At 65.9% G+C, this 17574-nt stretch carries 22 protein-coding genes; all 22 read right to left on the reverse strand.

Annotated features, from left to right (window positions below; all coding sequences use genetic code 11):
* Positions 1-24: 24 nt before the first annotated feature.
* Positions 25-630, reverse strand: a complete 606-nt coding sequence (hisB, locus tag JHD82_RS22195; protein ID WP_012207318.1) for an imidazoleglycerol-phosphate dehydratase HisB — start codon at positions 628-630, stop codon at positions 25-27.
* Positions 627-1751 carry a histidinol-phosphate transaminase gene (gene hisC / locus JHD82_RS22200; protein WP_199138834.1) on the reverse strand — a complete coding sequence of 375 codons (1125 nt, stop codon included), beginning with the start codon at positions 1749-1751 and terminating at the stop codon, positions 627-629. The genes hisB and hisC overlap by 4 nt, the downstream gene beginning before the upstream one ends.
* A gap of 53 nt (positions 1752-1804) precedes the next feature.
* On the reverse strand, positions 1805-2242 hold the full coding sequence (locus JHD82_RS22205) for a PIN domain-containing protein (RefSeq protein ID WP_016445586.1): 438 nt from the start codon (positions 2240-2242) through the stop codon (positions 1805-1807).
* Positions 2239-2487, reverse strand: a complete 249-nt coding sequence (locus JHD82_RS22210) for a DUF6364 family protein (RefSeq protein WP_043782827.1) — start codon at positions 2485-2487, stop codon at positions 2239-2241. The genes JHD82_RS22205 and JHD82_RS22210 overlap by 4 nt, the downstream gene beginning before the upstream one ends.
* A 134-nt stretch (positions 2488-2621) precedes the next feature.
* Entirely contained in the window at positions 2622-3938 is a 1317-nt protein-coding gene (gene hisD / locus JHD82_RS22215) for a histidinol dehydrogenase (RefSeq protein ID WP_013800800.1), read from the reverse strand.
* 17 nt (positions 3939-3955) lie between these two features.
* Positions 3956-4627 (reverse strand): DUF6348 family protein, encoded by a 672-nt coding sequence (locus JHD82_RS22220; protein ID WP_199138836.1) that lies wholly within the window; start codon positions 4625-4627, stop codon positions 3956-3958.
* On the reverse strand, positions 4611-5261 hold the full coding sequence (hisG, locus tag JHD82_RS22225) for an ATP phosphoribosyltransferase (protein ID WP_012207324.1): 651 nt from the start codon (positions 5259-5261) through the stop codon (positions 4611-4613). Before hisG ends, JHD82_RS22220 begins: the two co-directional genes overlap by 17 nt.
* Positions 5258-6526, reverse strand: a complete 1269-nt coding sequence (gene murA, locus JHD82_RS22230) for a UDP-N-acetylglucosamine 1-carboxyvinyltransferase (RefSeq protein ID WP_199138838.1) — start codon at positions 6524-6526, stop codon at positions 5258-5260. Before murA ends, hisG begins: the two co-directional genes overlap by 4 nt.
* A gap of 96 nt (positions 6527-6622) precedes the next feature.
* Positions 6623-6871 carry a BolA family protein gene (locus JHD82_RS22235; RefSeq protein ID WP_012207326.1) on the reverse strand — a complete coding sequence of 83 codons (249 nt, stop codon included), beginning with the start codon at positions 6869-6871 and terminating at the stop codon, positions 6623-6625.
* A 128-nt stretch (positions 6872-6999) separates the two neighbouring features.
* Positions 7000-7755 carry an ABC transporter permease gene (locus JHD82_RS22240; protein ID WP_012207327.1) on the reverse strand — a complete coding sequence of 252 codons (756 nt, stop codon included), beginning with the start codon at positions 7753-7755 and terminating at the stop codon, positions 7000-7002.
* Positions 7752-8681 (reverse strand): ABC transporter ATP-binding protein, encoded by a 930-nt coding sequence (locus JHD82_RS22245; protein ID WP_013800798.1) that lies wholly within the window; start codon positions 8679-8681, stop codon positions 7752-7754. Before JHD82_RS22245 ends, JHD82_RS22240 begins: the two co-directional genes overlap by 4 nt.
* 73 nt (positions 8682-8754) lie before the next feature.
* On the reverse strand, positions 8755-9036 hold the full coding sequence (locus JHD82_RS22250; protein ID WP_199138840.1) for a lipid asymmetry maintenance protein MlaB: 282 nt from the start codon (positions 9034-9036) through the stop codon (positions 8755-8757).
* Positions 9037-9056: 20 nt separating this feature from the next.
* The gene (locus tag JHD82_RS22255; RefSeq protein ID WP_199138842.1) at positions 9057-9698 is read right to left on the reverse strand and encodes a phospholipid-binding protein MlaC; all 642 of its coding nucleotides are present in this window, start codon (positions 9696-9698) and stop codon (positions 9057-9059) included.
* Between the two features lie 116 nt (positions 9699-9814).
* Positions 9815-10618 carry a VacJ family lipoprotein gene (locus JHD82_RS22260; protein ID WP_199138844.1) on the reverse strand — a complete coding sequence of 268 codons (804 nt, stop codon included), beginning with the start codon at positions 10616-10618 and terminating at the stop codon, positions 9815-9817.
* Entirely contained in the window at positions 10615-11100 is a 486-nt protein-coding gene (gene mlaD, locus JHD82_RS22265; protein WP_012207332.1) for an outer membrane lipid asymmetry maintenance protein MlaD, read from the reverse strand. Before mlaD ends, JHD82_RS22260 begins: the two co-directional genes overlap by 4 nt.
* 44 nt (positions 11101-11144) lie before the next feature.
* Entirely contained in the window at positions 11145-11927 is a 783-nt protein-coding gene (mlaE, locus tag JHD82_RS22270) for a lipid asymmetry maintenance ABC transporter permease subunit MlaE (RefSeq protein WP_012207333.1), read from the reverse strand.
* Positions 11924-12760 (reverse strand): ABC transporter ATP-binding protein, encoded by an 837-nt coding sequence (locus tag JHD82_RS22275; protein ID WP_199138846.1) that lies wholly within the window; start codon positions 12758-12760, stop codon positions 11924-11926. Before JHD82_RS22275 ends, mlaE begins: the two co-directional genes overlap by 4 nt.
* A 217-nt stretch (positions 12761-12977) precedes the next feature.
* The gene (locus JHD82_RS22280; protein WP_034347627.1) at positions 12978-13730 is read right to left on the reverse strand and encodes an amino acid ABC transporter ATP-binding protein; all 753 of its coding nucleotides are present in this window, start codon (positions 13728-13730) and stop codon (positions 12978-12980) included.
* Between the two features lie 176 nt (positions 13731-13906).
* Positions 13907-14560 (reverse strand): amino acid ABC transporter permease, encoded by a 654-nt coding sequence (locus JHD82_RS22285; RefSeq protein WP_012207336.1) that lies wholly within the window; start codon positions 14558-14560, stop codon positions 13907-13909.
* 131 nt (positions 14561-14691) lie between these two features.
* Complete coding sequence (locus JHD82_RS22290; protein WP_012207337.1) at positions 14692-15498, reverse strand: amino acid ABC transporter substrate-binding protein; 807 nt, start codon at positions 15496-15498, stop codon at positions 14692-14694.
* 208 nt (positions 15499-15706) lie between these two features.
* On the reverse strand, positions 15707-17080 hold the full coding sequence (gene pelG / locus JHD82_RS22295; protein WP_012207338.1) for an exopolysaccharide Pel transporter PelG: 1374 nt from the start codon (positions 17078-17080) through the stop codon (positions 15707-15709).
* The coding region (pelF, locus tag JHD82_RS22300) for a GT4 family glycosyltransferase PelF (protein WP_199138848.1) at positions 17080-17574 on the reverse strand (495 nt) is incomplete at its 5' end. The genes pelG and pelF, both read right to left, overlap by 1 nt.

Genomic DNA, 17574 nt, shown 5'->3' on the forward strand with positions numbered 1-17574 from the left:
CTGGCCGGAGTCAATCGCTTCTCTTTACAGAGCGCCCTTGGTCGAGGGGATGACGCCGGCCATGCGCTCGTCATGCTCCAGCGCAAAGCGCAGGGCGCGTGCAAAGGCCTTGAAGATGGTCTCGCACTGGTGGTGGGCGTTGAAGCCCTTGAGATTGTCGATGTGCATGGTCACACCCGCATGGTTGACGAAGCCCTGGAAGAATTCGTAGACCAGCTGGGTGTCAAGCTGGCCGATGCTGCCGGCCGTGAATTTCACGTCCATGTGCAGGCCCGGGCGGCCCGAGAAATCGATGACCACGCGGCTCAGGGCCTCGTCCAGCGGCACATAGGCATGGCCGTAGCGGCGGATGCCCTTCTTGTCGCCCACGGCCTTGGCAAAGGCCTGGCCCAGGGTGATGCCGATGTCCTCCACCGTGTGGTGGCCGTCGATGTGCAGGTCGCCCTCGCAGTCGATATCGAGGTCGATCAGGCCATGGCGCGCGATCTGGTCGAGCATGTGGTCCAGAAAGCCGATGCCCGAGCGCAGGCTGGCCTTGCCCGTGCCGTCCAGGTTGATGGCGACCTTGATCCGGGTCTCGGCGGTGTTGCGCTGCACTTCGGCGGTGCGTGCGGGAGCTGCATTGCTCATAGGGATTCCTTCAGGGCCGCCAGCATCTGGGCGTTTTCTTCGTGGGTGCCCACGGTCAGTCGCAGGCAGTTGGCCAGCAGCGGGTGCATGGCAGAGACATTCTTCACCAGCACGCCCCGGACCTTCATCTCGGCCTGGGCGCGCGCGGCATCGCGCACGCGCAGCAAGACCATGTTGGCCTCGGACGGCCAGATCTTTTCCACACCCGGCAGCGTGGCCAGCGCATCGATCAGCGGCTGGCGCTCGGCGCGGATGGCCACGGCCTGCTGCGCATACAGCGCCTCGTGCTCCAGCGCGAAGATGGCCGTCTCGCAGTTGAGCACGCTGATGTTGTAGGGCGGGCGCACCTTGTCGATCTCGCCGACGATCGCGGCCGGGCCGATCAGGTAGCCCAGGCGCGCACCGGCCAGGCCGAACTTGCTGAGCGTGCGCATCAGCAGCACATGGGCGTTGCGGGCCGGGTCGGCGCGCATGTTCTCTGCCCAGCTGCGGCGGGCGAAGGGCTGGTAGGCCTCGTCCATGACGACCAGGCCGCCAATGGCGCCGACCGCGTCGATCACGGCCTGCACATCGGCCTCGACCCAGAGCGTGGCCGTGGGATTGTTTGGATAGGCGATATAGGTGATGGCGGGGCGGTGCTCGGCAATGGCGGCGCGCATGGCGGACACGTCCAGCTCGAAGTCGGCCGTCAGATTGACGCCCACAAAGTCCAGGCCCTGCAGCCTGGCGCTCATGGGGTACATGACGAAGCCCGGCATGGGCGCCAGCATGGTGGCGCGGCCCTCGGCGTGGGGCTGGGCACAGGCCAGGGCCAGCAGCGTGATGATCTCGTCCGAGCCGTTGCCCAGCAGCACGGCGCTGCCGGCCGGCGCCTGCGCGTAGCGGGCCAGCATGTCCTTGAGCACTTCCTGGCGCTCGCCAGGGTAGCGGTTGATCTCCAGCCGACCCAGGCGCTCGCCCAGCGCGGCCTGCAATTCAGGGGGCAGGCGGAAGGGGTTCTCCATCGTGTCCATCTTGAGCAGGCCTTGCGAGGGCTGCACATGGTAGGCATGCATGGAGCGGACATCGGCGCGGATGCGCTCCAGGGCCAGGGCCTGAACCTGCGGAATGGAAGCTGTCATGGCATGCACACTTTCACGAGTCAGTGGGGGAAGAAATCCATCAGCGAAGCCGCTCAGGCCTGCTGCTGCGGCGGCGCCTGGTGCAGCGGGTGCACCATGGCGACGCCGCCAAACTGGGCGCCGTGCGGCAGGTGCAGGGTCAGCATCTGCTCGCAGCCGCTGTGCTGGGCGCAGGCCACGGCCAGGCAGTCGCCAAAGGCCAGCTGGTGGCGCGATTGCACGGCCCAGGCGGTCTCCAGCGTGGCGGCATCGGTCTTCCAGGGCGTCCAGGTCTGGTAGCGGCGGATGGCGGCGCGCGCATCGCCCTGCGGCAAAGGCTGCGCGGCCGTGGTGACCTGTTCATAGAACTCGCACAGCGACTGGCTGCCGGTGCGCCCGCTGCGCGTGCGCCACAGCAGGTCCAGCCACTGCAGCACGGCGGCATGCAAGGCGCCCTGCCCCGTGTCTTCGGCAGCGACCAGCACGGAGGTATCGACGAAGACGGTGTTCATGCCTGGCCCTCGCGGCGCAGCGCGGCACTGCGCTGGGCGGGCTGTGCGGATGACGGCTGGCCGCCGTCCCAGCCGCGCTCGTCGGTGCGCCAGGCCAAGTAGGCGCGCTCGTAGGCATCCTCGCGGCGCTGCATCTCGGCCATGAAGTCGCCCACCATGCGCGAGACGCTGGTGCCGCGGCGCGCGGCCTCGATGCGTGCCCATTCGAGTACGCTGTCTTCGACGGTGATGGTGAGGTTCTTCACAGGGCGCAAGTCTACACGAAATTCGTGCTCCACTGATTTCGTGTCAATTCTTGACACGTTTGCTCTAGCGTTCAGGCAGCAAAAAGCGCCGCCCCTTTCGGTGACGGCGCCTTCTTCCAACAGGAAGCGAGTGTCTACTTCAAACGCATTTCGGCCGCACGCGCATGGCCTTGCAGGCCTTCGCCATGCGCCAGCACCGAGGCGATGCGGCCCAGGGTCTGGGCGCCCTGCTCGCTGACCTCGATGAGGCTGGACCGCTTCTGGAAGTCATAGACCCCCAGCGGCGAGGAAAAGCGCGCCGTGCCGCTGGTGGGCAGCACATGGTTGGGGCCGGCGCAGTAGTCGCCCAGGCTCTCGCTGGTGTAGGCCCCCAGGAAGATGGCGCCTGCATGGCGCAGCAGCGGCTCCCACTGGTGGGGATCGTTGCTGGAGACTTCCAGGTGCTCGGGCGCGATGCGGTTGCTGATGGCGCAGGCCTCCTGCATGTCGCGCGTGAGGATGAGGGCACCCCGGTCGCTCAGGCTCTTGGCGATGATGGCGCGTCGCGGCATCTCGGGCAGCAGGCGGTCGATCTCGCGCTGGACAGCGGCGATGTAGTCGGCATCGGGGCACAGCAGGATGCTTTGCGCCAGCTCGTCATGCTCGGCCTGGCTGAACAGGTCCATGGCCACCCAGTCGGGCGGCGTGCTGCCGTCGGCCAGCACCAGGATTTCACTGGGGCCGGCAATCATGTCGATGCCCACGGTGCCGAACACACGCTTCTTGGCGCTGGCCACATAGGCATTGCCGGGGCCGGTGATCTTGTCCACCTTCGGAATGGTGGCCGTGCCGTAGGCCAGGGCCGCCACGGCCTGGGCACCGCCGATGGTGAAGCCGCGCGTGACGCCGGCCACATAGGCGGCGGCCAGCACCAGGGCATTCTTCTCGCCACGCGGCGTGGGCACGACCATGATGATTTCCTGCACGCCAGCCACGTGGGCGGGAATGGCATTCATCAGCACGCTGGACGGATAGGCCGCCTTGCCGCCGGGCACATAGATGCCCACGCGGTCCAGCGGTGTGACCTTCTGGCCCAGCAGGGTGCCATCGGCGTCACGGTAGCTCCAGCTCTCGCCGCTGGCGCGCTTTTGTGCCTCGTGGTAGGTGCGCACGCGCTGGGCGGCGGCCGTCAGCGCATCGCGCTGCTCGTCACCCAGGCTGTCGAAGGCGGCCTTGAGCTCGGCCTGCGTCAGCTCCAGCGCTGCCATGCCGTCCACCTGCAATCCGTCGAAGCGCGCCGTGTACTCCAGCACGGCCGCATCGCCACGCTTTTGCACATCGGCCAGGATGTCGGCCACACGCTGCTCAATGGCCGCGTCCGTGTCTGCCGACCAATGCAGGCGCTGCGCAAAATCGTGTTCGAAGTTGGCGTCCGCAGTCGACAGGCGGGCAGGGGCAGCTACATATTCCATTGTGGTTTCCTTGGGGTCTAGCAGGCCGTCTCGCAGCCGTGCTTCAGTATCAAGAACAGGCGCGCGCCGTAGTAGCCGTCGCGCAGGGGCCAGTCCTGGTCGCGCAGCAGGGCCTCAGCGCTGAGCCACTTCTGATTGTCCTTGAGCGCTTCAATGGTGAAATCACCATTGTTCTGCCCGACAAAGAAGCGGAACCAGTGCAGATCCTCGTCCTTGTCCAGCGCCTCGGCCTCGATCAAGGCCCGCAGGCGCTCAGTGATGCCTTCTGGCAGCGGGGCATCGTTGCGAAGATGCCAGGGACCCGGATAGGCCTGCCAGTGCCTGCCCTGGACCTGCCAGGCCTCGGCTGGCACGGCATCCTCATCGCGCGCCGTCCACAGGGCGGAGAGCATCACATGCAGGTCGCTGACAGCGAAGTGGCCGAATGCGTCGTGCATTCCCTGCAGTCCTTCGCCCAGGCCCGTGAAATTCTCGATGATCTCGCGCCGGTCCGGCAGGCGGACCACCACGGCCAGGGAACCGACCAGGGGATGGCTGGGGTAGGCGCCGCGCCAATCGGCCAGCACGCCCGGTGCCTGGCCGCCAGGCAGCAGCCAGCCGTTGTATTCCTCGCAGGGCAGGCCATGCGCTGCGAAACACAGCGCAAGCGCCTCCTTCGCCGGATCGCCGGGCTCAGCCCCTGGGGCCATTTACCGCCTCGGCGAAGGCATCGATGATGTGGCGCAGCGGCTCGCGCTTGAGCTTGAGCGCCGCCTGGTTGACCACCAGGCGCGAGCTGATCTCCATGATGGGCTCGACCTCGACCAGATCATTGGCCTTGAGCGTGTTGCCGGTGGACACCAAGTCGACGATGGCGTCGGCCATGCCGGTCAGCGGGGCCAGCTCCATGGAGCCGTAGAGCTTGACCATGTCCACGTGCACGCCCTTGGTGGCAAAGAAGTTGCGCGCGATCTCGGGGTACTTGGTGGCGATGCGCAGGCGGGCGCCCTGCTTGACGGCCAGCGCATAGTCGAAGCCGTTGCGCACGGCCACGCTGACGCGGCAGCGCGCGATCTTCAGGTCCAGGGGCTGGTACAAGCCCTGGGCGCCATGCTCGATCAGCGAGTCCAGGCCGGCCACGCCGAGATCGGCGCCGCCGTACTGCACATACACCGGCACGTCGGAGGCGCGCACCAGCACCACGCGCACGTCGCTCTTGTTGGTCTCGAAGATCAGCTTGCGCGACTTTTCAATGTCTTCGCTGACCGAGATGCCGGCAGCGGCCAGCAGCGGCACGGTTTCGTCGTAGATGCGGCCCTTGGACAGGGCAATCGTGATGGTCATTGGGAAACTCTTTCGATGTCGGCACCCAGGCCGCGCAGCTTGTCTTCCATGCGATCGTAGCCGCGGTCCAGATGATAGATGCGATCTACCAGGGTCTCGCCCTTGGCCACGAGGCCGGCGATGACCAGGCTGGCCGAAGCGCGCAGGTCGGTGGCCATGACGGCCGCGCCCGACAGCGACTGGCTGCCGGTGATGGTGGCAACGCGCCCGTCGGTGGTGATCTGCGCGCCCAGGCGCAGCATTTCGTCCACGTGCATGAAGCGGTTCTCGAAGATGGTCTCGGTGACCATGCTGCAGCCTTCGGCCACCAGGTTCAGCGCCATGAACTGCGCCTGCATGTCGGTGGGAAAGCCCGGGTATTCGGTGGTGCGGAAACTCTGGGCCTTGAGCTTGCCGGCCGCGCGCACGCGGATGCCGCCGTCCTCGGCGGACACCTCGGCGCCCGCATCCTTGAGCTTGTCGATGACGGCGCCCAGATGGTCGGCGCGGCCATTGCGCAGCAGCGCATTGCCGCCCGTGGCGGCCACGGCGCACAGAAAGGTGCCGGCCTCGATGCGGTCGGCCACCACCTGGTGCTCGCAGCCGCTCAGGCGCTCCACGCCCTGGATGACGATGCGGCCGGTGCCATGGCCTTCGATTCTTGCGCCCATCTTGATGAGCATTTCGGCCAGGTCGCCGATCTCTGGCTCCATGGCGGCGTTTTCCAGCACGGTCTCGCCTTCGGCCAGCACGGCGGCCATCAGGAAGTTCTCGGTGCCCGTGACGGTCACCATGTCGGTGGTGATGCGGGCGCCCTGCAGGCGCTTGAGATGCCCGGGCAGGCACGCGTGCATGTAGCCGTTCTCGACCACGATCTCGGCGCCCATGGCCTGCAGGCCCTTGATGTGCTGGTCCACGGGGCGCGAGCCGATGGCGCAGCCGCCGGGCAGCGACACGCGGGCCTGGCCGAATCGGGCCAGCAGCGGGCCCAGGGCCAGGACCGAGGCGCGCATGGTCTTGACCAGTTCGTAGGGTGCCTCGGGGTTGGACAGAGAGCCGGCGTTGATGCGCACGGTGCCGCTGTCATCGTGCTCGGCGCTGACACCCATGTTGCGGATGAGCTTGAGCATGGTGGCCACGTCCTGCAGGCGCGGCACGTTGCGCAGGGTGACGGGCTCGGACGACAGCAGCGCGGCGCACAGCTCGGGCAAGGCGGCATTCTTGGCGCCGGAGACCGTCACCTCGCCATGCAGCGCTCGGCCACCGCGAATCAGGAGTTTGTCCATGGCTGACAGCCTTGAATCTGGAAATCGGGGAAAAGAAGATGCCGCACGGGCCGTGGCAACCGGTGCAGCAGGAGTCTGAAGTGCCTGACCGCCGGCTCAGGCCTGGCCGGCCTGGGCAGCCCACTCGGCGGGCGTATAGGTCTTCATGGACAGGGCGTGGACCTCGTCGGTGTGCATGCGCTGGCCCAGCGTGGCGTAGACCAGGCGCTGGCGCTGCAGCAGTCGCTGGCCCTCGAATTGGGCCGAGACGATGGTGGCAAACCAGTGCCGTCCATCACCTTCCAGCGCAATGTGTTCGCAAGGCAGGCCGGTGGCGATCAGTTCCTTGAGTTGGTCTGCAGTCATGGGGGGAAGCTTTCCTGCCATGCATCGTGGCATGGCCTTGGTTGGCGGCGGCGCCGGGCGCCGGCCGCCTGTTCATGGGTGGATTCAACAATGCGGACACAGCGCCCGCCGCAGCCTGTGGAAAAACCTCAGCCGCGGATCTTGTAGCCGATGCGCAGCAGGTGCACGGCCAGGGCGCTCACCGCCAGCCAGGCCGAGCCGACGATGGCCAGGCTGACCCAGGGCGACACGTCGCTCTGGCCGAAGAAGCCGTAGCGGAAGCCGTCGATCATGTAGAAGAACGGGTTCAGATGGCTGACTTTTTGCCAAAAAGGCGGCAGCGACTGGATGGAATAGAACACGCCCGACAGGAACGTCATGGGCATGATCAGGAAGTTCTGGAAGGCCGCCATCTGGTCGAACTTGTCCGCCCACAGGCCGGCAATCACACCCAACGTGCCCAGCAGCGCCGCGCCCAGCAGGCCGAAGACCAGAATCCACAGCGGCGCCGTGAATTCGGGAATGGCGAAGTACAGCGTGACGATGAAAACGCCCACGCCCACCAGCAGCCCGCGCAGCACCGAAGCGCCCACGTAGGCGCCAAACCACGCCCAGTGCGACAGCGGCGTGAGCAGCACGAAGACCATGGAGCCCATGATCTTGCTCTGCACCAGGCTCGATGAGCTGTTGGCGAAGGCGTTCTGCAACACGCTCATCATCACCAGGCCGGGGATCAGGAAGGCCGTGTAGCTGATGCGGTCGTAGACCAGCACCCGGCCTTCGAGCACATGGCCGAAGATCAGCAGATAGAGCACGGCCGTGAGCACGGGTGCGGCCACGGTCTGGAAGCTGACCTTCCAGAAACGCAGCACTTCCTTCTTGAGCAGGGTCTGCCAGCCGTTCATGCCGAAGCTCCCTGCGAGGTCTGGCCTTGCTCGTTCATCACGTGGATGAAGACATCCTCCAGATCGGCACGGCGGATTTCCACGTCCTCGGGGACGACGGAGCCCTCGCGCAGCGCGGCGAGCAGGCGCTCCACATCGCTGGCGTCGTTGGCGGGTATCTGCACGATGCGGCCGGTCACCCGTGCCCGCGCGGCCAGGGCCGGCGGCAAAGCGGTATCGGTCTTGAACTGCAGCACGTTGGAGGAGGCGGACTTGAGCAGATCCGACATGGTCGAGAGCTTGACGATGTTGCCCTGCTTGAGCATGGCCACGCGGCTGCACAGCGCCTCGGCCTCTTCCAGGTAATGGGTGGTGAGCAGCACGGTATGGCCTTCGCGGTTCAGGCGCGCGATGAAATGCCACAGCGTCTGGCGCAGCTCCACGTCCACGCCGGCCGTGGGCTCGTCCAGCACAATGATGGGCGGCTTGTGCACCAGGGCCTGGGCCACCAGCACGCGGCGCTTCATGCCGCCGGACAGCTGGCGCATGTTGGAGTTGGCCTTGTCGGTCAGCCCCAGGCTGTGCAGCAGCTCGTCGATCCAGTCGTCATTGTTCCTGACGCCGAAATAGCCGGACTGAAAGCGCAGCGCCTCGCGCACGTTGAAGAAGGGATCGAAGACCAGCTCCTGCGGCACGATGCCCAGCTTGCGCCGGGCAGCCGAGTAGTCGGCATGCACGTCGCTGCCCTGGACCAGCACGCGGCCGCTGGTGGCGCGCGACAGGCCGGCCAGGATGCTGATCATCGTGGTCTTGCCAGCGCCATTGGGACCGAGCAGGCCGAAGAACTCGCCCTCCTCGATGTCCAGACTCACGTGGTTGAGCGCCTGGAAGGCCCCCTTGGGGGTCTGGTAGGTCTTGGAGATGGATTGGAATGAGACGGCAGACATGCGAGGCGCGATTCTAGGCCCTTGCAGCCAAACCTGCCTTGCAGGGCTCTTTGCAGCGGCGCGCTGCGCCGGCTCAGGAGAGGGAGGATGTGTCGGTCAGCAGCCCGTCGACGCCGTACAGCGCCGCCATGGACTGCAGGCCCTGCGGCAGGCCCACGACCACCAATTGCTTGTCGGCCGCCTTCGCGGTGCGGCGGCAGGCCAGCAGCACGGCCAGGGCGGCCGAGTCGAAGACCTCGACGCCGCTGGCATCGACGCGCACCTGGGCGCCATCGAAAGCCTGCACCTGGGGCCGCAGCTGCACAAGGCAGCTGCGCGCCTGGCGGTAGGTCAGTTCACGGGGGAGCTGCAGCATGGCGCGCGCGTCAATGGCCGTCAGCCCTTGGGGGCCGGCGTGGCAGGCATCTTGCCGCGCGTGGCAAGGGTCTCGATCAGGCCGTCGATGCCACGGGCATTGATTTCCTGGCTGAACTGGTTGCGGTAGGTTTCCACCAGCCACACGCCCAGCACGTTCAGGTTGTAGATCTTCCAGCCGTCGCCGGACTTCTCGAGCCGGTAGTCCAGCTGCACGGGCTCGCCGCGCCCCAGCACTTCGGTGCGTACCAGCACATCGATGTCGCCGGGCGCAGCGCGCACCGGCTTGACATTGATGGTCTGGTTGCTGACCTGGGTCAGCGCGCCGGAGTAGGTGCGGATCAGCAGGGCCTTGAACTCGGTCTCCAGCTTCTCGCGCTGTGCAGGCGTGGCCTGGCGCCAGGCCGGGCCCACCGAAGCCGAGGTCATGCGGCGGAAATTCACATAGGGCATGACCTTGTCATTGACCAGCGCATTGACCTTGGAGACATCGCCCTCACGCAGCGAGGGGTCCTTCTTGATGGTTTCCAGCACGTCGGTGGAGACACGCTTGATCAGCGCATCAGGGGTTTCGTCGGCCGCGTGGACGGGCAGCGCAGCGCCCCAGGTTCCCATGGCCAGCACGGCTGCCGCGGCAGCGCTCCAGGCACGTCGATTGATCATCACTCTTCCTTTCCCAGCAGGGCCTCAATGCCCCGGACCGGGTTGATATTGCACATTTTTCCGGCCGCGCCGTGTCAGGCGCGGACCGTTTTTCATCTCGGGATGTTACGAACTGCTTACTTTGCGCCGTCTTCGGGCGGCAGTTTGCCGGCATCGTCGTCGTAGTCCTCGATGCGGCCGTCATCGCCAGACTTGCCACGCCGCAGGTTAAGGTAGACATCACGCGTCAGGCTGTAGCGGTCAAGGGCGACGGAGTCCAGCGTGTCCGAGGCATTGAGCAGGCGTGCACGCGTATCCACCAGTCGCAGCACATACAGGCTGTTGCGCACCGGGATGTCGTTGATCGCCGTCAGGGGGTTGCCCAAGGCATCCACAGGCAGAGCCGCCGTGTCACGCACCGTGGACGGGCCGAGCAGCGGAAGCACCAGATACGGCCCCGTGGGCACGCCCCAGCGGCCCAGCGTCTGGCCGAAGTCCTGCTTTTGGCGCTCGATGCCGGCCTCGCTGGCGATGTCGAGCAGTCCGCCCAGGCCGAAGACCGTGTTCACCGAGAAGCGCACCATGGAGTTGTAGGCACCCTCGACCTGGCCCTGCAGCGCGTTGTTCACGAACGACCAGGCATCGCTCAGGTTGGAGAAGAAGTTGCTCACCCCATCGCGCGCCAGGCGCGGCGTGACATCGCGGTAGGCCGTGGCCACCGGCTTCAGGACGGCGCGGTCCAGCCCGTCATTGAACGAGTACATGCTGCGGTTGAACGGCTCGAACGGATCCTGGGGGTTGCGCGCCTCGCCCGGAGCGGTGGCGCAGCCGGCGAGCAGCGAAGCGGCGGCCAGCGTGCCGAGCATGGCTGCGCGCTGCCAGGAGGCTGCCTGGGCGGCAGGGCGACCCGCAGTCGCCTGTTCATGGTGGTTAGTTGTCATTCTTTGCCTCCTGCACCGGAGCTGCCACCCTGCTCGGCCTTGCCGTAGAGGAACTGTCCGATCAGATTTTCCAGCACAACGGCCGACTGGGTTGCGACGACGCGGTCGCCATCCTTGAGATTGTGGTCATCTGCACCGGCTTCGATGCCGATGTACTGGTCGCCCAGCAGGCCGCTGGTCAGGATCTTCAGAGAGCTGTCCTTGGGAAAGGCGTAGCGGTTTTCCAGGGCCATGGTCACGCTGGCCTGAAAGACCTTGTCGTCGAAGGTGATGGATTCCACCCGGCCCACGACGACGCCCGCGCTGCGCACGGCCGCCTTGGGCTTGAGTCCGCCGATGTTGTCGAAGCGCGCGGTCAGGGTATAGGTCTTCTGGAAGTTCAGGCTCAGCAGGTTGGCCGACTGCAGCGCCAGGAACACCAGCGCCGCAGCGCCGATCAGCACGAACAGTCCGACCCAGACATCACTCTTGGATTGCTGCATGGTTTGTTTTTCCTTGATTTGCGAGAGGTGGCGCCGGTGCCGGGTCAAAGGCTGAACATCGTGGCCGTGAGCAGGAAGTCCAGCCCCAGCACGGCCAGCGAGGCCATCACCACCGTGCGCGTGGTCGCGCGGGACACGCCTTCGGGCGTGGGCTTGGCTGCATAGCCCTGCAGCAGCGCGATGAACGTCACCGCCACGCCGAACACCAGGCTCTTGAGAACGCCGTTGCCCAGGTCATACCACCAGTCCACGCCGTTTTGCATCTGGCCCCAGAAGGCGCCGCCATCGACGCCGATCATGACCACGCCCACCAGCCAGCCGCCGATCACGCCGACGGCACTGAAAACGGCCGCCAGCAGCGGCATGGCGATCAGGCCCGCCACGAAGCGCGGCGCCAGGATGCGGCGCACCGGGTCCACGGCCATCATCTCCATGGCCGACAACTGCTCGCCGGCCTTCATCAGGCCGATCTCGGCCGTCAGCGCCGTGCCGGCACGGCCGGCAAACAGCAGCGCCGTGACGACGGGGCCGAGTTCGCGCACCAGCGACAGGGCCACCAGCAGGCCCAGCGCCTCGGCCGAGCCATAGCGCTGCAGCGTGTAGTAACCCTGCAGGCCCAGCACGAAACCCACGAACAGGCCGGACACGCCAATGATGGCCAGCGAATAGTTGCCCAGGAAATGGATCTGGTCGCCGATCAGCCGCGGGCGGCCCAGCGCAGGCCCCATGAGGGCGAGCAGGCGGCCGAACAGGCGCGTGCCCATGCCCAGCTGCGTCAGCTGTTGGCGTACCGCCGCGCCAATGCGTGCAGGATGCAGCCGGTTCATGCGTGCCTCCTGCCGCTCTTGCCGGAGCTTGCGGGGTTGCCGAAATCTTCCTCGGCGCTCACGCCGGGGTAGTGGAAAGGCACGGGACCGGTGGCCCGTGCGTGGATGAACTGCTGCACCAGCGGGTCGGGATTGGCCCGCACCTCATCTGGCGAGCCCTGGGCGGCGACGCCGCCGTTGCCCAGGATGACCACATGGTCGGCCACGTGGAAGGTTTCCTCCACGTCATGGGACACCAGGATGGAGGTCAGTCCCATGGCGTCGTTGAGCTCGCGGATCAGCTGGGCGGCCGTGCCCAGGGAGATGGGGTCCAGCCCGGCGAAGGGCTCGTCGTACATGATCAGTTCGGGGTCCAGCGCAATGGCCCGCGCCAGCGCCACGCGGCGGGCCATGCCGCCCGAGATCTCGCTGGGCATGAGGTCGCGCGCACCGCGCAGGCCCACGGCATGCAGCTTCATGAGCACGATGTCGCGGACCAGTTCGTCGGGAAGATCGGTGTGCTCGCGCAGCGGGAAGGCCACGTTGTCGAACACGCTCATGTCGGTGAACAGCGCGCCGAACTGGAACAGCATGCCCATGCGCCGGCGCGCGGCGTACAGGCCTACGGCGTCCATGGTGGTGACGTCCTTGCCATCGAACAGCACCTGCCCCTGCTGGGCATGCTGCTGGCCGCCGATCAGGCGAAGCACGGTGGTCTTGCCGCCGCCCGATGCCCCCATCAGGGCCGTGACCTTGCCGCGCGGCACCTGCAGCGACAGGTCGCGCAGGATCACACGTTCGCCATAGCCGAAGGTGACGTTGCGCAACTCCACGAAAGAGGCGGTTGGGATCATGCTGTGGTGCGGTCGATAAATGTTCGCTGGCAAGGCCGCTATTGTGCAGACAGGCGCTGCTGCCTGCTCACCACCCCACGAGATAAACATACATCCGTGTATGTTTCTCGGAATGTCATGGCAGAAATGCCATAAAAAAAAGAGCATGCTTCGCTTGCTACACAAGCGGCGCACGCTCTCGAGACCTGGGGAAAGCCCGAATTGGATAGATGTTTTTTTACAACATGTTCTGCAGAAATGCCTGGGTCCGGGCGTGCTGCGGCGCTGCAAAAAAGGCTTCCGCCGGGCCTTGCTCGACGATCTCGCCCTTGTCCATGAAGATCACGCGATTGGCCACCTCGCGGGCAAAGCCCATCTCGTGGGTCACGACCAGCATGGTCATGTGCTCCTGGGCCAGCTCGCGCATGGTGCGCAGCACTTCGCCGGTCAGCTCCGGGTCCAGCGCGGAGGTAGGCTCGTCGAACAGCAGGATGTCCGGCTCCATGGCCAGTGCCCGGGCGATGGCCACGCGCTGCTTTTGCCCGCCCGACAGTCGGTTGGGATAGGCATCGCGCTTTTCCAGCAGGCCCACCTTGTGGAGCAGCGCCTCGGCCTTGGGCACGATCTGCTCGCGCTTGAGGCCCTTGACGACGATCGGCGCCTCGATGATGTTCTCCAGCACCGTGAGGTGCGGGAACAGGTTGAAGGACTGGAACACCATGCCCATCTTGCGGCCGATCTGGCGGATCTGCGCCTCGGGCACGTAGTGGGCACGGCCGTCCGCGCCGCTGTCCACCAGCACCTCGCCCTCGACGGCGACACGTCCGCTGTCAATGGTTTCCAGGTGGTTGAGGCAGCGCAGGAACGTGCTCTTGCCCGATCCCGAAGGACCGATGACGGCCACCACCTCGCCGCGCGCCAGCTCCAGCGAAACGCCGCGCAGCACCGGCACGCCGCCAAAGCCCTTGCAGATGTTCTGCGCACTGATCATTGTTTCGGGTTTCATTTCAATCATCCAGAGCGCGGCGCACTACACGCTGTCCTTGAAAACGGGCGTGAACCCATACAGAAACACCGAGCAAGGGCCGCCCCGCCGCGAGGGTGTTGTCCCCCTCCCGCGTAGCGAGAGAGGGGGAAGGCGCGAAGCGACTCAGGGGGTGCCGCGTGTCACGCGTCATACTTTGCATGGCGTTTTTCTAGGTATTGGAAGATCCAGGTCAACACGAGAGTCATGACCAGATAGAAGCCTGCGGCCACCACGAAGGGCGTGATGGTGAAGTCGCGCTGCACGATGCCGCGCGCGGCGCGCAGCAGGTCATTCAGGGCCAGCACGTAGATGAGCGAGGTGTCCTTGACCAGGGTGATGGTCTCGTTGCTCACGGGCGGGATGATGCGCGCCCACATCTGCGGCAGGATGATGCGGCGCATGGTCTGGCCGTAGCTCATGCCCAGCACCTTGGCGCCCTCGTACTGGCCGCGGTCCACGGACTGGATGCCCGCGCGGAAGATTTCGGCGAAGTAGGCGGCGTAGTTCAGCGCGAAGGCGACGACGGCGGCAGGGAAATCGGGCAGGCGCACGCCGATCACGGGCACGAAGGGCAGCGCGAAGTAGATGAACAGCATCTGCAGCATCAGCGGCGTGCCGCGCATCAGCCAGATGTAGCCGCCGACCAGCCGGCTCAGGGCGGGAAAGCGGGAGATGCGCATCAGCGCCAGCGACAGTCCCAGGGGGATGGACAGCGCCAGGGTGATGACGAAGAGCTTGAGGGTGACCAGGGCGCCGGCGGACAGCGGCCCCATGAGCGAGATTACATATTCCATCGAATGGCCTCAGTGCGGTGCGCGGCCCCGCCGGCATCGGCAGGATCCGGGCAGCCACGGGCGCGTGCGTCCCAGAACGCAAAAGACCGGCAATGCCAGGCTGGCCTTGCCGGTCGCATGGTGTGCCGGATTTACTTGATGATGTCCTTGCCGAACCACTTGGAGGCGATTTCGGCGGCCTTGCCGTCCTTCTTCATCTCGGCCAGTGCGGCTTCGAGCTTGCCCAGAACTTCGGTGTCTTCCTTGCGCAGGCCCACGCCGTAGTCCTCGGTGCCGAAGTTGTCCTCGAGCACCAGGTACTCGCCAGCCTTCTTGGCCACGTGGAAGCGCCCCACGACCTCGTCGACCACGACGGCGTCCAGACGGCCGGCCGACAGGTCCATCAGCGCGGTGATGTTGTCGCCGAAGGTCTTCAGGTCCTTGAAGCTGGCGGCCACGGCGGCGTCCTTCTTGATGGCGTCCACGGCCGAGCTGCCATCCTGCGCGCCCACGACCTTGCCCGCCAGGCCGGCCTTGTCCTTGATGTCGGAGTTGGCGCGCACGATGATGATCTGGTGGTTCTCCATGTAGGGCGCGGTGAAGGCGATGTTCTTCTTGCGCTCTTCGGTGATGGTCAGGCCGTTCCACAGCGCGTCGACGCGCTTGCCGACCAGTTCGGCCTCCTTGGCGCTCCAGTCGATGGGCTTGAAGTCCACTTCCACGTTCATGCGCTTGGCGGCTTCACGCGCCATGTCGATGTCGAAGCCGACGATCTCGTTCTTGTCGTCACGAAAGCCCATGGGCGGGAAGTTGTCGTCCAGGCCGATCACCAACTTGGTCATGGCTGCCGGCACGGGGGCGGCAACCGGCGCGGCGGCGGTCGATGCGGACTCGTTCTTGCCACAGGCTGCCAGCAGTGCAGACAGGGCCACCATGGCCAAGAGGGTGCGTTTTTTCATGGCTTAAAGCTTTGGAGTGGAAAAAGCGAAAGGCGGCGGCCGCTGCACGCAAGGTGCGCAATCGTTGTAATGAATGGTTCCTCGGCGGAACCTTTGTCTCGGTTGGGTGCCGGCGCCGAATCCCGTATTGTCGCGCAGACCGGCGCCCCCCGCCAACACGCTGGATCAAGACCGTGCAAATCGGCAAATGGCGAGAGATGCCTGCCGGTCACTGCAGCATGAAGGTCTTGTATTCGAGCCGGTTGAGCTCGCGCGAGAGCAGGTACAGCCCCACGCACAGCGTCACCAGCATGGCCAGGCAAAAGCCGTAGCCATAGAACGCGGCGCCCAGCGCCAGCGAGATGCCCGTGAAGGCGATGTTCAGCGCCACCAGCAGCAGGCAGAGCATGAACACGATGCGCCGCTCGTCCAGGTAGAAGAACACGTTGAGCACGGCCATCACACCCACCTGCAAGCCGGCGCCCACCACCTGCACGTGCAGCAGCGGCAGGTACAGCTGGGAGATGCCCAGCAACTGCAGGATGGCCGGCCCGGCCACCAGGGTGACGAGGACGGCCAGCGTCTGCACCTTGGCGATCTCGCCCAGGCCTGCCTGGATGGCGTAGACCATCTCGTTGCGCATGGACTCGATGTATTCCAGCGATCCGCCGCCGCGCACGGCGTCGAAGAACTTGTCGTAGTACTCGACGAAGTCGGTCTCGATGCGCACCAGGAAGACCGCCATGCCCGGAATGATGGACAGGTACGACAGGAACACCGGCAGGTCGTAGATCAGCGAGGCCCTGAGTCCGCCGATGATCTGCTGCGAGGTCGGCGGGTAGTACCAGAACATGAACTTGTCGATCCAGATGCCCAGGTTGTAGAGCACGCCGATGCCGATCAGCGCCGGAAAGATCAGCGAGCGCTGCGTGAAGTCAAAGGCGATCCAGCGCTGCTGCAGCGGAAAGCTGCGCAGCACGATCATCCACATGCCGGCCAGCAGCAGCACGTGGCCGATCACGAAGCTGGCCAGCAGCCCTTCCAGCCCCCAGTAGCGCAGCGGCAGCGCCAGCAGCACGATGAGCAGGTAGGTGGCGCCGAACAGTCCCGCAATCGCCCGGTAGTGCTTGAGGCCCGACAGCAGCACGGTCATGACCCAGACCACGCACATCAGCGTGAAGCCGGCCAGCATCAGCACGCGGTACAGCAGGCCCTGGCCCGGCAGCACCACGAACAGCGCCAGCGTGCCCAGCGCGCTGGCCGTGGCCACGACCACCAGCAGCAGGCCATGCAGGTTGGGCAGGATGCTCTCGTCCTTCTTGAGGAACAGCTGGTCCGACACAAAGCGCGTGAAGGCCAGCTGCGCCGCCCCGGTCAGGATCAGGCTGCTGGCCACCAGGTAGGTCACCGAGGTCTGGAACTGCGTGACCAGCAGCGGCGGCGCCACCACGCTGACGCTGAACACCCCCACCAGCAGGATGCCGATGATGGAGAACACCCACGGCCCCGAGCCGATGACGCCTGCATAGGCGTAGGCCTGGAGCACGCTGGTCAGCGTGTTCTTGCGCAGCAGGTGGCGCAGTTCGAATCCAATGCCGGCCATCAGTGTTTTTCCTCGGACTGTTGCAGCGCCCTGTCGTAGACCTGCCTGTAGCGCTCGAACAGCAGCCGGTCGGAGTAGTAGCGCTCCACGCGCGCAATCCCGGCCGCGCTGGCGGCCTGCCATTGCGCGGGCGAGCTCAGCAGCTCCAGGCAGGCGTCGGCCAGCGCCTCGGGGTTGGCAATGCCGACCACGCGCCCGCACGAGCCCAGGGCCCGGTCTTGCGGCTCCAGCCCGTCGATGAGCTGGCGGCAGGAGCCCACGTCGGTGCTGACCACGGGCACGCCTGCGGCCTGGGCTTCAAGGATCACCAGGGGCAGCGCCTCGCTGATGGAAGACAGCACGACCACGCCCACCTTGGGCAGCAGCTCCTCCACCTTCTGCATGCCCAGAAAGCGGACGTTGGCCTGCAGGCCCAGGCTGTCCACGAGGTTCTGGCATTCCTCGGCATAGGCCGGGTCCTCGGCCGTGGGGCCGGCCACCCAGGCCTGGACCTG

Source organism: Delftia sp. ASV31 (assembly GCF_016428765.1).
Lineage (GTDB): Bacteria > Pseudomonadota > Gammaproteobacteria > Burkholderiales > Burkholderiaceae_C > Comamonas > Comamonas acidovorans.